Source organism: Thauera sp. 2A1 (genome assembly GCF_009469595.2).
Classification (GTDB): domain Bacteria; phylum Pseudomonadota; class Gammaproteobacteria; order Burkholderiales; family Rhodocyclaceae; genus Thauera.
Genome location: NZ_SSXV01000015.1, coordinates 39,297 through 53,771 on the forward strand (window position 1 = coordinate 39,297; position 14,475 = coordinate 53,771).

General features: G+C 65.5%; 9 protein-coding genes. 2 read left to right on the top strand and 7 right to left on the bottom strand.

Going from position 1 to position 14,475, the window contains the following annotated elements; all coding sequences use genetic code 11:
- Positions 1-11: 11 nt before the first annotated feature.
- The 5 genes from GH664_RS14205 to GH664_RS14225 form a co-directional block, all read right to left on the bottom strand.
- Positions 12-1,097: a type II asparaginase gene (locus GH664_RS14205; RefSeq protein WP_153168737.1), complete on the bottom strand. Its 1,086-nt coding sequence runs from the start codon at positions 1,095-1,097 to the stop codon at positions 12-14.
- 75 nt (positions 1,098-1,172) lie between these two features.
- Positions 1,173-1,901: an amino acid ABC transporter ATP-binding protein gene (locus GH664_RS14210; protein ID WP_153168738.1), complete on the bottom strand. Its 729-nt coding sequence runs from the start codon at positions 1,899-1,901 to the stop codon at positions 1,173-1,175.
- 18 nt (positions 1,902-1,919) lie between these two features.
- Complete coding sequence (locus GH664_RS14215) at positions 1,920-2,600, bottom strand: amino acid ABC transporter permease (RefSeq protein WP_153168739.1); 681 nt, start codon at positions 2,598-2,600, stop codon at positions 1,920-1,922.
- 1 nt (position 2,601) lies between these two features.
- Positions 2,602-3,336, bottom strand: a complete 735-nt coding sequence (locus tag GH664_RS14220; RefSeq protein WP_153168740.1) for an amino acid ABC transporter permease — start codon at positions 3,334-3,336, stop codon at positions 2,602-2,604.
- 131 nt (positions 3,337-3,467) lie between these two features.
- Positions 3,468-4,364, bottom strand: coding sequence for a transporter substrate-binding domain-containing protein (locus GH664_RS14225; RefSeq protein WP_153168741.1), 897 nt, complete (start codon positions 4,362-4,364; stop codon positions 3,468-3,470).
- Positions 4,365-4,572: 208 nt separating this feature from the next.
- On the opposite strand from GH664_RS14225, the gene prsT reads away from it, so the two are divergent.
- Together prsT and xdp1 are read left to right on the top strand one after the other, a co-directional pair.
- A complete protein-coding gene (gene prsT, locus GH664_RS14230) occupies positions 4,573-7,380 on the top strand; it encodes an XrtA/PEP-CTERM system TPR-repeat protein PrsT (RefSeq protein WP_153168742.1) in 2,808 nt (935 codons plus the stop codon).
- Between the two features lie 132 nt (positions 7,381-7,512).
- On the top strand, positions 7,513-8,430 hold the full coding sequence (xdp1, locus tag GH664_RS14235) for an exosortase-dependent surface protein XDP1 (RefSeq protein ID WP_194270413.1): 918 nt from the start codon (positions 7,513-7,515) through the stop codon (positions 8,428-8,430).
- Positions 8,431-8,509: 79 nt separating this feature from the next.
- Here the strand turns inward: xdp1 and GH664_RS14240 are convergent, their stop codons facing one another.
- Positions 8,510-10,321, bottom strand: coding sequence for an ABC transporter ATP-binding protein/permease (locus GH664_RS14240; RefSeq protein WP_153168744.1), 1,812 nt, complete (start codon positions 10,319-10,321; stop codon positions 8,510-8,512).
- Positions 10,322-10,829: 508 nt separating this feature from the next.
- A complete protein-coding gene (locus GH664_RS14245) occupies positions 10,830-14,357 on the bottom strand; it encodes an indolepyruvate ferredoxin oxidoreductase family protein (RefSeq protein ID WP_153168745.1) in 3,528 nt (1,175 codons plus the stop codon).
- Between the last annotated feature and the right edge of the window lie 118 nt (positions 14,358-14,475).

The following is a 14,475-nucleotide window of genomic DNA, read 5'->3' on the forward strand; positions in this document are numbered from 1 at the left end:
GGCATCGACGCTCAGTATTCCCAGAATATGCGCTGCAGGTCCTTGGCATCGCGCGGCTTGGTCAGCGCGACGGCGGCGAGGATGCGCGCCTTCTGCGGATTCAGGTCGTGGGCGACGACCCAGTCGTACTTGTCGTCGGGCTGTTCGGCGTTGCGGATGACGAAGCCGCCGCCCGTCACGCGCGCCGAGCGGATGATGTGCAGCCCCTGGCCGCGCAGTTCCTGCAGGGCGGGCACGACCTGCTTGGCCACCGAGCCATTGCCGGTGCCGGCATGCACGATGGCCTTGGCGCCGGCCTGCGCGAAGGCGCGATAGGCCACGTCGGACACGTTGCCGTAGCCATAGGCGATCTCCACCGGCGCGAGCGTGCTCATCTGGTCGATGTCGAACTCCGAATTGACGGTGTGGCGCTTCACCGGCTGGCGGAACCAGTACGTCTTGCCTTCGACCACCATGCCCAGCGCACCCCATGGGCTCTTGAAGGCCTCGGTGCGGATGTTGATCATCTTGGTGACGTCGCGTCCCGCGTTGATCTCGTCGTTCATCGCCACCAGCACGCCCTTGCCGCGGGAGTCCGCGCTGCGTGCCACCGCGACCGCGTTGTACAGGTTGAGCATGCCGTCGGCCGACATCGCCGTGCCGGGACGCATCGAGCCCACGACCACGATGGGTTTGTCGCTGTGGACGACCAGGTTCAGGAAGTAGGCGGTTTCCTCGATCGTATCGGTGCCATGGGTGATCACGATGCCGTCCACGTCGGCCTGCTTGGTCAGCTCGCTGACGCGCTTGCCCAATTGCAGCAGGTGGTCGTTGGTGAAGCTCTCCGATGCGATCTGGAAGACCTGCTCGCCGCGCACGTTGGCCAGATCCTTCAACTCCGGGACGCCTGCGATGAGCTTGTCCACCGGCACTTTCGCGGCCTGATAAGTGGCGCTGTTGGCGGCAGTGGCGCCGGCGCCGGCGATGGTGCCGCCGGTGGCCAGGATCACGACATTGGCAAGTCGGGTGTCGGCAGGCGCTTCGCGGGCCTGCAAGCCTCCGGGTAACAGAAGGGCAAAGGCAGCGAGGCCGGGCACGATGCGTTGCAGTAACTTCATGGTCGTCTCCTCGGGTGGGGGCCGGCCGCGTGGCCGGCCAAAAGCGCGTCCGTGGGGATGGGGGGGCGAATCCGCTCAGTGCTGCAGGATCTTGGCGAGGAAGGTCTGCGCGCGCTCGGAACGCGGCTTGCCGAAGAAATCGTCCTTCGCCGCATCCTCGACGATCGCGCCGCGGTCCATGAAGATCACGCGATGCGCCACCTTGCGCGCGAACCCCATCTCGTGGGTGACGCACATCATCGTCATGCCCTCGCGCGCGAGCTCGACCATGACGTCGAGCACCTCGTTGATCATCTCCGGGTCGAGCGCCGACGTCGGCTCGTCGAACAGCATGCAGATCGGATCCATCGCCAGCGCACGCGCGATCGCCACGCGTTGCTGCTGGCCGCCGGAGAGCTGGCCGGGGAACTTGCTCGCATGCGCCTTCAGGCCGACGCGATCGAGCAGCTTCAGCCCTTTCTCCATTGCCTCGTCACGCTTGCGGCCGAGCACCTTGATCTGCGCGATCGCCAGGTTGTCGGTGATGGTCATGTGCGGGAACAGCTCGAAATGCTGGAACACCATGCCGACGTGCGAGCGCAGCTTGGGGAGATTGGTCTTCGGGTCCTCGACCGCGGTGCCGTTGACGATGATGCTGCCCTTCTGGAACGGCTCGAGCGCATTCACGCATTTGATCAGCGTGGACTTGCCCGAACCCGATGGGCCACACACCACCACGACCTCGCCCTTCTTGACCTCAGTGGTGCAGTCGGTCAGGACCTGGAAGCTGCCGTACCACTTGGAAACGTTCTTGATCTGGATCATGGGTGCTCACTCCCGGGGTCAGCGAATGATGGCGATGCGGGCCTGAAGCCGCTTCACCAGCCGCGACAGCGCAAAGCAGATGACGAAGTAGACGACGGCGACGGTTGTGTACATCTCCACCGGACGCAGGTCGCGCTGGGTGATCTTGTCGGCCGCGCCGAAGAAGTCGGTGGCGCCGATGGCATAGACCAGCGACACGTCCTGGAACAGCACGATGGTCTGCGTGAGCAGCACCGGCAGCATGTTGCGGAAAGCCTGTGGCAGCACCACCAGGCGCATCGTCTGGCCGTAGGTGAAGCCCAGCGCATAGCCGGCGCCGATCTGGCCGCGCGGCACCGACTGGATGCCTGAGCGCATGATCTCGGAATAATAGGCCGCCTCGAAGATCGTGAAGGTGAAGTAGGCCGAGTTCTCCGCGCCGATCGGGATCATCTTGCCGGTGAGGAACTGCAGCAGCAGCGGCAGGATCAGGTAGACGGCGAGGATCACCTGCACCAGCGGCACGCTGCGGAAGAAGTTTACATAGCCGGCGGCGAACCACTGCAGCGGCTTGATCGACGACAGCCGCATCAGCGCGAGCAGGGTGCCGATGATGATGCCACCGATCATCGCGGTGACGGTGACCTGCAGCGTGTAGCGCAGGCCTTCGGCGAGGAAGTGCCAGTTGGCGGTGATGACCGAGAAGTCGAAGTCGCTCATGTCACTTCCCTCCCGTGCCCGAGATCAGCCCGGGCACCCGCGTGCGCTTCTCGACGAAGGCGAGCATGCGGTTCATGACGAAGGCCAGCATGAAATACGCCATCGTCACGACGATGGTGATCTCCAGCACCTGCGAGGTCTTCTCGATGATCTGCTTGTACTGGAAGTAGAGCTCGAGGATGCCCACCGCGTAGGTCACCGCCGAGTTCTTGAAGATGTTCATCGACTCCGACGTCAGCGCCGGCAGCACGATGCGGTAGGCCATCGGCAGGCGCACGTAGCGATATGTCTGCCATTCGGTGAAGCCGAGCGCGAGGCCGGCGAAGCGCTGGCCGCGCGGTAGCGCGTTGATTCCCGACTTGACCTGCTCGGCGATGCGGGCGGCGGTGTACAGCCCCAGTCCGACGACGGCGGTGACGATGTAGGGCAGGTCCTGCTTCATCCAGATGCCGATCTTGTCGGGCACCAGCTCGGGCACGACGAAGAACCACAGGAAGAGCTGGACGATCAGCGGGATGTTGCGGAACAGGTCGACGTAGGTGTCGCCGATCGCCACCAGCCAGCGCTTGGGCGTGGTGCGCATGACGCCGAGCACCGAGCCCAAGAGCAGCGCCACGGCCAGCGAGGCGAGCGACACCGCCGTCGTCCATCCGAGGCCGGAGATCACCCACTCGTAGTACTTGAGGCCGTCGTCGGCCTCCTGGAAGAAAAACTGCCAGTCCCAGTGGTAGTTCATGTTCATCCCCTGGCGTGTAGCAGCGCGCGGTCATCGGCGCGCCGCGGGTGCCGGCCGCGGCGGCCGGCAACGGGCTTGCCCAGGTGCGCGGCGCACGATGCCGCGCACCTGGGCAAGGCGGGTGCCGATCCTTACTCGACGCCCTTGTCGCTCGGCGACGCGAAGGCGGCCTTCAGCGCCGGGCTCATCGGGAAGTTGAGGTTGACGTTGCGCGGCGGGATCGGGTTCATGAACCACTTGGTGTAGAGTTTTTCCGCCTCGCCGGACTTCATCAGTCCGATCAGCGTTTTGTCGACCACCGCCTTGAACGGGGCGTCGTCCTTGCGAAGCATCACGCCGTAGGGCTCGTCGCGCAGCGACGGCCCGACGATGGCGAAGTCCGACGGCTTCTTGGAGTTGGCGATCAGGCCGGCGAGCAGGATGTCGTCCATCACGAAGGCGGCGGCGCGGCCGCTTTCCACCATCAGGAAGGAATCGGCGTGGTCCTTGCCGTAGATGTTCTTGACGTCGATCGACTTGCCCTTCTCGTTCTGCTTGATCAGCGCGTCGGAGGTGGTGCCGGTGGTGGTGGCGACGGGCTTGCCGTTGAGGTCGCCGATGTCCTTGATGCCGGAGTCCTTGCGCACCGCCATGCGCACGCTGGTGATGAAGTAATGCACGCTGAAGCCGACCTGCTGCTGGCGCGCCACGCTGTTGGTGGTGGAGCCGCACTCGAGGTCGATGGTGCCGTTCTGCATCAGCGGGATGCGGTTCTGCGAGGTGACCGCCTGGTACTTCACCTGAAGGTTGGGCATCTTCAGTTCGGACTTGACCGCATCGACGACCTTGGCGCACAGGTCCATCGCGTAGCCGATCGGCTTCTGGTCGGCGTCCAGGTACGAGAAGGGCACCGAGGACTCGCGGTGGCCGACGGTGATGGTGCCGCTTTCCTTGATCTTCTGCAGCGTGCCGGTCAGCTCCGCCTGGGCGGGAGCAGCAAGGCCGAAAGCGGACAGGCAGACGGCAAGGGCAGTGAGGGATTTACGCATGAACAGCCTCCAGTCGTGGTCAATACGGTGGGGTGATGAACTGCCTCGAATGTAGGATCGCACAAAACGCTGCGACGTCGAAACTGCGGCTGGCACTGATGCGCGGCGATGCGGCGAGATGGTTTGCCCCTCCAGCCAAGGATGTCACGGAGCTTCCCGGCGGAATTGCCTAAAGTCCGGTTTCATCAGACATCCCTGCTGACCCACCATGAAGAAGCCGTGCCGCCGGTCCCTGACGTCCCTCGCCGTCGCATTCACCTTGCTTGCCCCGCTTGAGGCTGCCTGGGCCGATCCCGCTGCCGCAAGTCGGTATTACGAGGATGGACTCGCGCGTTATCAGAAGCAAGACGTCGCGGGCGCCATCTTGCAGTTGAAGAATGCGCTGCAGCAGGACCGCAACATGCTTGCAGCCCACCTGCTGCTGGGAAAGGCTTATCTGGATGATGGCGACGTCGGTCCCGCGGAAGTCGAGTTCAACGAGGCGCTGCGCCTAGGTGTGAATCGCGCTGAAGTGGTGGTGCCGCTCGCCAGCATCTACCTGTTGCAGGGGCGGCCCGGGAAACTGATCGAGTCAGTCCTGCCCGACGGCCTGCCGGCAGGCGTGAGGCTCGAGGTGCTGACGCTGCGTGGTAGCGCCTTCGCGGCGCTGGACAGGCGCGACGAGGCGGAACGCAGTTTCAGCGAGGCGCGCGCCATCGATCCGGCATCCCCGGTGCCGCTGGTGCGCGAGGTACCGATGTTGATCGCGGGCGGCCGCATGGATCTGGCGCGCGAACGTGCCGCCAGGGCGGTGCAACTCGGCTCCGCCCACGCTGGCGCCTACAACGCGCGAGGTTCGGTGGCGCACGCCAGAGGCGATATCGCCGCCGCGTTGAAGGACTACGAGCGCGCGATCGAACTGCAGCCGAGCCTGGTCGACGCCCGGGTCGCGCGCGCCGGTATCCTGATCGATCTCGGTCGTGATGCCGAGGCGCGGATCGATCTTGACGATCTCGCCAAGGACGGGCCGATCGAGCCGCGCGTGTCCTACCTGCAAGCCCTGCTCGCCAGCCGCCGCGGTGATGCGGCGCAGGCGACGCGGCATCTCGAGGAGGCGGCGCGTCTCGTCGATGCGCTGCCGATGGAGTGGCTGGCCGGCCACGAACAGTTGCTGATGGTCGGTGCGCTCGCGCACCACGCCGGCCGTCAGTATGAAAAGGCGCGCAAGTACCTGGATACCCTCGTCGCGCGCTATCCGCGCGATATCGGCGCGCGCAAGCTGCTGGCCTCCATTTACGTCGATATGGCCGATCATGCGCGCGCCACGAGCTTGCTCGAACAGGTGCTGCGCGTGCAGCCGGACGATCCGCAGGCGCTGCATCTGCTCGGGCGGGTTTACCTGGCGCAGAAGCGCTACGCGAAGTCGAGCGAACTGCTCGAACGAATCGCCCCGGGAGGCGACGCCGGAGTGCAGGCCGCGCTCGGCCTCAGCCGCCTCGGGCAGGGCAACGTGCCGGCGGCGACTGCGAATCTGCAGGCGGCATTCGATCGGGCGCCGGGTGACCTCGGTCTGGCCGTCACCCTGTCGAACACGCTGATGCGACAAGGCAATTCGAAGAAGGCACTGGAAGTTGCCCAGCGTGCCAGTGCTGCGCTTCCCGGTAACCCGGCGGCGCTGAACCTTCTCGGGGCGATCAAGGGGGGGATGGGCGACCGTGGGGGGGCTCGCGCCGCCTATACGGATGCCCTGACGCGCGACCCCGAGTTCACGCCTGCGCGCTTGAATCTCGCTCGGCTCGATGCGGGCGAGGGGCGCCTTGACGACGCACGCCGGACCTACGCCGACATGTTGAAGAAGGACAAACGGGACGCGACCGTGATGTACGAGTCCGCGCTTCTCGAGCAGCGCGCCGGCAGGCCGGCCGATGCCATGCGCTGGCTGGAGAAGGCGTCGGCCGAGCGCCCGAACGATGTGCGCATCGGGCTCGCGCTAATCCAGGGCAAGGCCCTGGCTGGCGATCGGCCGGGTGCGCTGGAGGCGGCCAAGGCCCTGGCAGCACGGCGCAGCGGCGATCTCGCCGTCCTGGCCGCACTGTCGCAGACTCAGCTCGACGCCGGCGACGCCAAGTCGGCACAGCAGACACTGCGCGAAATGACGCGGCGGGCAGAGTTCGACCCCGATGCCCAGGTCCGGGTCGGCCGCCTGCAGTTGGCTGCAGGCAATCCGGCGGGCGCGCAATATTGTGCGGAGAAGGCCCTCGCGGGACGCCCCGGCGACGCGGGCGCCCTGATCCTGGCAGCAGAAGCTGCGATGGCAGCCAAGGACGTCGGCAAGGCACGAGAGTACGTGAAGGCCTTGCGCGAGCGACACCCCCTGAACGCCGAGGGCTTGCGGCTCACCGGCGATGTCGCGCTCGTGGCCGGTCGGCACGTCGAGGCGGAAGAAGCCTATCGCGAAGCGGCGCGCCTCCAGCCCTCCGGCGCGCGGGCCCTGAGCCTTGCGCGTGCCCAGATGGCGCAAGGCAAGCGTGCGCAAGCCGTTGCGACCCTCGAGACGCGGCTGCAGCAGCGCGATGACGATGCTGCGGTGCGGCAGGCCCTGGCGGAACTGCACATGCGAGCAGGAAACTGGCCCGCGGCCGCGCGCGAGTATCGGGTCATGATCGACAAGGGGGCAGCCGGTCCGGGTGTGCTCAACAACTACGCGCTGGTGTTGCACGAGCAGGGCGATGCGCAGGCGCTGACGATGGCGGAGAAGGCCCACGCTCTCGCCCCTGCCGATCCGAACGTGGTGGATACGTATGGCTGGCTGCTGTCGCGCGCCGGGCGCCGCGAGGAAGGCATGCGCTACCTGCGCGAAGCAAGATTGCGTGCCCCCGACAACCTGGAGATCCGCTACCACCTCGCGCGCGTGCTGCACGAATCGGGTCGCAGCGCGGAGGCACGGTCCGAGTTGGCGGACGTGTCCGCGATGCCCACAGCGGTGCTCTCCGAACAGGTCGCCAGCTTTCTGCGCGAGATCAATTCAGCCAAATAGATGTCGGTGATTCTTACATTTGCTTTTATTGGTCTATTTTTTTATCAGGAAAAATACCTTTCTTTCAGATGCTTATGTAAACGGCCTGTTTATTGCTTTGCAGAGGCAACAGCGCACCTTTGGAGATCCATCATGTTTCCCCGCACTTCTCTGACGCTCGCCGCCGCGGCCGTAATGGCCCTGGCACCCGCCGTGGGGCACGCGGCGACTAACTGGTCCTTCAATCTCCAGGCGACCGCGCCGACGTCGACCACGGCGGGCGATGCGGGGGGGTATGGTAATACCCGGACCTATTCCGCATCCGGGGTAACGGTGGGTGTCGGCGCTTACTCGAATACGGGGATAAACGCGGGCGCCACCGGTCAAGTGACTCAGGACAACAACAACGCCAATCAGTTGGAGACGGCGAAGCTCGCATTCGACAGTACTTGGCAGGGGCTTGGCGCCTACAACCGCGACGCTGGCGGCACTGCCACGAACACAGCGGGCACCGATTACCAGGAAGGGCAGAGCCCCGAGCATTCCTTCGACAACAACGAGCGTGCCGATTCGGCCTTGCTGTCGTTCGGCACGAGTGTCAATCTGACCAGCATCACTTTCGGCTGGTGGAATGCCGACAGCGACTTCTACGTGCTCGCCTACACCGGTGCCGGAACGCCGACGCTGACGGGGCTCACGTATGCGACTCTTTCCGGCTGGACGCTGGTGGGCAACTACTCCAACCCGGGCGGAAGCACCGCAGGCGGCGCGTTCACGACGACGCTGGGTACGGCGCTCACTTCGAGCTACTGGCTGATCGGGGCTGGTGGATTCACAACGGGCGTTGGTGTCAATTCGGGAGACATCTCCAGTGGGAGCTACCTCGCCTTGAATTCAACGTCGACTACGAAGAAGTTCGACTACCTCAAGCTCACCGGCATCGCCGGCACGACGAACGGCGGCGGCACGGGCGGCGGGGGTGGAAGCGCGCCCGAGCCGGGTTCGCTCGCCCTCGCAGGGGCCGCCTTCCTCGGCATGGTTGGCTTGCGTCGCAGAAAGGTCGTTGCCTGATCGAATCAATAACAGAAACCCCGAAGGGTTCAGGGAGGAGGATCGGCGCCTGCGGGCGCCGATTCCTTTTGCGCTCTGATCACGCTGCAGTGGCTGCCTCCTCTTCCTGCTGCTGCAACAGCCACATCTGCGCATAGGCGCCACCGTGCGCGAGCAGCGCCGCATGGCGGCCGCGCTCGACGATGCGGCCGGCCTCCAGCACGATGATTTCGTCGGCGTCCATGATGGTCGACAGCCGGTGCGCGATGACCAGCGCGGTGCGGCCTTCGGCGGCGCGCTCGATCTGGGCCTGTATGGCCTTCTCGGTCTTGGAATCGAGCGCCGAGGTGGCCTCGTCGAAGATCAGGACGGCGGGGTTCTTCAGCAGTGCGCGGGCGATGGCGACGCGCTGCTTTTCGCCGCCGGAGAGCTTCAGGCCGCGCTCGCCGACGCGTGTCTCGTAGCCGTCGGGCAACTGGCGGATGAAGTCCTCGAGCTGGGCGGCGCGCGCGGCGGCTTCCACTTCCTCGCGGCTGGCCTCGGGGCGGCCGTACTGGATGTTGTAGAAGAGTGTGTCGTTGAACAGCACCGTGTCCTGCGGCACGATGCCGATCGCCGAACGCAGGCTGTGCTGGCTGAGCTGGCGCAGGTCGTGGCCGTTGATGCGGATCGCGCCCTGCTGCACATCGTAGAATCGATACAGCAGCCGCGCCAGCGTCGATTTGCCGGAGCCCGAGTGGCCCACCACCGCGACGGTGCTGCCGGCGGGAAGGTCGAAATCGACGTCGAACAGGATGGGGCGCTTGGCGTCGTAGGCGAAGCCGACATGCTCGAAGCGCACGCTGGCAGGGCCCGGCGCAAGCGTCAGCGCCCCCGGCGCGTCGGCGATCTCGCGGTGCTGGTGCATGAGCCCGAACATGCGCTCGATGTCGGTCAGCGACTGGCGGATCTCGCGGTACAGCACGCCGAGGAAGTTCAGCGGGATGTAGAGCTGGATCAGGAAGGCATTCACCAGCACGATGTCGCCGATCGTCATCTTGCCGGCCGCCACGCGCACGGTGGCCTGCCACATCATCGCGGTGACGGCGACGGCGATGATCGCCGCCTGGCCGACGTTGAGCGCCGACAGCGAATACTGGTTGGTGATCTGCGCCTGGATCCACTTCTGCAACTGCTCGTCGTAGCGGCGCGCCTCGTACTCCTCGTTGTTGAAGTACTTGACCGTCTCGAAGTTGATCAGGCTGTCGATGGCGCGCGAATTGGCCGCGGAATCGAGCTCGTTGGCCTGGCGGCGGAGCGCGGTGCGCCAGTTGGTGACGCGGATGGTGAACACGACATAAAGCACCAGCGCGCCCAGCGTGATGAGCGCGAACACCGCGTCGTAGCGCACCAGCAGGATGCCGATGACCAGCCCGATCTCGATCAGCGTCGGCAGGATGGAATACAGCGTGTAGCTGATCAGCGAACCGACCGAACGCGTGCCGCGCTCGATGTCTCGCGTCAGCCCGCCGGTCTGGCGTTCGAGGTGGAAGCGCAGCGACAGCGAATGCAGGTGGCGGAAGGTGCGCAGCGTGATCTCGCGCACCGACTGCTGGGTGACGCGGGCGAAGACGATCTCGCGCAGTTCGGTGAATAGCGATGTGGAAAATCTCAGCACGCCATAGGCCAGCAGCAGCGCAGCCGGCACGACGATCAGCGCCTGCTGCGGCGTGATCGACAGCGCGTCGATCAGGTCCTTGAAGATCAGCGGCACCGCCACGTTGGCGCCTTTGGCCGCCACCAGGCAGGCGAGCGCGAACAGCACGCGGCCCTTGTAGGCGAGGATGAAGGGCAGCAGGCTCTTGATCGTCTGCCAGTCGTGGCGGCTCGTCGGCTCGGGGCCGGGCAGGGCGGCGGATGGGGCGCGTCTCATCGGTGATGTCCGGGATAGGTTCAGGGCGTCAGCCGGCCTGTCGGCAGGTGCGTGTTGCCGTGGCGATGGCAGATATCTGCGCGCATTGCGCGAATGACACCGACAGGATCATGCAGGCAGGGGAGATTCTGTTGTGCCCGGCAACGGGCGTCAAACCGCCGTTTCGAGGGGGGCTGAGGAGGACTCGTAATCCGGTCTGGCGGCGGGGGATGCGCTCCGCGTCCTGCGCAACTCGACCTCGCTTCGCTCGGGACTCGGACAGTGCTCGTCCGCTCCACGCATCTCCCGCCGCCAGACCTGCCGCGTTGCGAGTCCCAGCCGTTCCCGCAAGCAAATCGGGGTGAGATACCTCAGAGGAACCGGTGGCGAGACGCGCGGGTGAGCGATGCTCCGATGCACGATAAAAAAAACCTCGCCCGCGGTGTGCGGGAGAGGCCAAGAGGGAGTTCGTTTCGCCGGCGTCGGGCGGTCCCGCCCGGAGGCAGAACCACCCTGTCCGGGCGATGGGTCAGGCGGCGACGCGAGCCGGCTGCGGATTGCGGAAGGCCGCCAGCAGCTTGGCCTCTTTTTCCTTCGCCAGATGGACGTGCTTCTCCTTGACGTGGCCGTAGCCGCGGATGTCGTCCGGCACGCTGGCCAGTTGCACCGCGGTCGCCAGGTTGTCGCGGTTCAGCTTGCCGGCGATCTCGTCGAGCAGCTTGCTGTAGTCCTCGATCGCCTGGCGCTCCTGGCGACGCTCCTCGGTCTTGCCGAAGATGTCCCACTTGCCGCCGCGCAGGTTCTTGAACTTCGCCAGGTGACGGAAGGCCTTCAGCACCCACGGGCCGTACTTCTGCTTGATCAGCTCGCCGGTTTCCGGGTCGCGCTTCGAGAACAGCGGCGGGGCGAGGTTGTACTCGACCGTGTAGCCGTTCGGGAACTGCGCATCCAGCTCGGCCAGGAAGGCCGGGTCGGAGTGCAGGCGCGCGACTTCGTACTCGTCCTTGTACGCCATCAGCTTGTAGAAGTAGCGGGCGGCGGCTTCGGTCAGCGCGGTGCTCTCGGGCGCCACGCGCTTCTCGGCCTCCAGCACGCCCTTGATCTTGGCAGCGTAGCGGCGCGCGTAGTCGGCATCCTGGTACTCAATCAGGTCGGCCACACGGATTTCCAGGAGACGGCGAACTTCGCCGCTAGCACCGACGGTGTCAACAATCTGGCGCGCTTCCGGCGTCAGTTCCGGCAGCTTGGGCGCATGGGCTTCGTACTTGTGGATCTCGGCCTTGACGAAGTCGAGGTCGACCACCGCCATGCGGCCCCACTTCAACGCCAGCAGGCTCATCTCGACGCCGACGCCGGCTTGCTTGATGGCGGCTTCGATCGAGGCGGCGCTGATCGGCAGGGCGCCGGCCTGGTAGGCCACGCCGACCATGAACATGTTGGTCGCCATGCTGTCGGCGAACAGGCCTTCAGCCAGCGTCTGCGCGTCCATATAGACGTTGTCGTTCTTGCGCGTCACACGGTCGATGCCGCGCGTCAGGCCGCCGGTGGCGGGGAACTGGACCGACTTGTCCGACACCATGTAGCCGGTGGGCGCCTGGCCGGTCGACACGATGGCGATCGTGCGGTCCGGGTGGCACTTGTCGAGGTTCTTGGCATCGGTGGCGTTCAGGATGTCGAAGCCGAGGTACAGATCGGTGCTGCCGTCGGAGATCTTGTTCGACCCGTCGAAAGGCGTGCTGGTGACCTTGATGTCCGAGATCACGGTGCCGCCCTTCTGCGCCAGGCCGGTCTGGTCGAGGCCGATCGCATACTTGCCGTCGATGCGCGCGGCGTTGGCGATGGTGGCAGCCACCGTCACCGAGCCGGTGCCGCCGATGCCCATCACGTGGGCACCGAAGTTGTCCGGATTCACCTTGAACACCGGATCCGGCAGATTGCGGTCGAGCGCGGGCAGGCGGCCCTTCTTTTTCTTCTTGCCATCACCTTCGGCCGGGGCGGCGTTCGGGGTGATGGTCAGGAAGGACGGGCAGAAGCCCTTCACGCAGGAGTAGTCCTTGTTGCACGACGGCTGGTGGATGCGCGTCTTGCGGCCGAACTCGGTCTGCACCGGTTCGACCGACATGCAGTTGGACTTCTGGCCGCAGTCGCCGCAGCCTTCGCACACGCGCTCGTTGATCACCATGCGCGCTTCCGGCTCGTAGGCCTTGCCACGGCCGCGCTGGCGGCGCAGTTCGGCGGCGCATTCCTGGTCGTGGATCAGCACCGTCGTGCCTTCGGTGGCCGCCAGCACCTTCTGCGCTTCCATGATGCGGTCGCGGTGCCAGACTTCGGTGTTGCCGACGAGGTTGACGCCGTTGTAGCGGCTGAGGTCCTCGGCGGTGACGATCACGCGCTTGACGCCGTTGGCGATCAGCTCGGACACCATCGCGCGCACCGGCTCCGCCCCCATGATCTCCTGACCGCCCGTCATCGAGGTGTGGCTGTTGAAGAGGATCTTGAAGGTGATGTTGGTGTTGGTCGCCGCACAGTAGCGCACCGCCAGGCTGCCGGAGTGCGCGTAGGTGCCATCGCCCATGTTCTGGAAGATGTGCTTGGTGTCGGTGAAGTTCTGCATGCCGATCCACTGCGTGCCTTCGGCGCCCATGTGAGTGCCCATCACCACGCCGCGGTTCATCCACATCGCCATCGTGTGGCAGCCAATGCCGGCCGACACGACGCTGCCATCAGGCGCCTTGGTCGAGGTGTTGTGCGGGCAGCCCGAGCAATACCAGGCCGAGCGGCCCAGCGTGGTCAGCGAGTTGCGGCTGTGGATCTCGTCCAGGCGCTTGATCCAGGCTTCGGCCGACTCCAGCTTCGCCTTGCGCGACATGCGGGCGTGCAGTGCGCGCACGATGATGTCCGACTCGAATTCGCTGTGGAAGGGCAGCAGGTCGCGGCCTTCCTCGTCACGCTTGCCGACGATGCGGGGTGCGTTGGCGGTGCCGTAGAGGATTTCCTTCGCGAACAGTTCGATGAAGGGGCGCTTCTCTTCGATGACGAAGATCTCTTCCAGGCCCTTGGCGAAGTCCTTGATGTCCTGCGGCTGCAGCGGGTGCAGCATGCCGATCTTGAGGATGCGGATGCCGTAGCGGCGCAGCGCGTCGTCGTCCAGGCCCATCTCGAGGAAGGCCTGGCGCAGATCGTGATAAGTCTTGCCGGCGGTGATGATGCCCAGCCACGCGTCGGCATTGGGCAGCACGACCTTGTTCAGGTTGTTCTCGCGCGCGTACTGGCGAGCGATCTCGTGGCGCGCGTAGTACAGGGTGCGCTCCATGTCGAGCGCGTCCTTGCGCACGTTCATGCCCAGGTTGACTTCGGGCACGTAGGGCTTGCCGTCGAGTTCCACCACCGGGGTGATGAACTTCATGCGATCCGGGTCGACGAGGGCGCTGCCGCTGCCGTCGGCTACGTTGGTGACGATCTTGAGGCCGCACCACAAGCCGGAAATGCGCGACAGGTAATAGCCGTGCAGGCCGAAGTCGAGGATGTCCTGCACGTTGCCCGGGTACAGCGACGGGATGCCGACGTGGTAGAACATCGCTTCCGACTGGCTCGGCAGCGAAGAGGATTTGCAGCTCGGGTCGTCGCCGAAGATGGCGAGCACGCCGCCGTTCTTGAGGGTGCCCGTGTAGTTGGCGTGCTTGAGCACGTCACCGCTGCGGTCCACGCCCGGCGCCTTGCCGTACCAGGTGCCGACGACGCCGTCGAACTTCTGCTTGCCGACGGTGTGCAGCATCTGCGTGCCCCAGACCGCGGTCGCGGCGAGGTCTTCGTTCAGGCCGTCGGTGAACTGGATGTTGTGCTGCATCAGCAGCTTCTGCTGCTTGATGAAGTTCGCATCCAGCATGCCCACGGGCGAGCCGCGGTAACCGGAGACGAACATGGCGTTGTTCAGACCGCGGCGGCGGTCGAAGCGGATCTGGTCCATCGTCAACCGCACCAGGGCTTCGATGCCGCCGATGTGGATGACGCCTTCCTCGGCGGTGAACTGCCGGGTGAGATCTTGTTTGGATGACATCGCTATGCCTCCCGAAAACACCGCATCGCTCGGCCAGCCATCCGGGGGGCAGCAGCGGCAACGTTGGCCGCTGCTGCCCCGATGCGCCACGTTTCAGCGCAGGACTGATCCGGGCGTG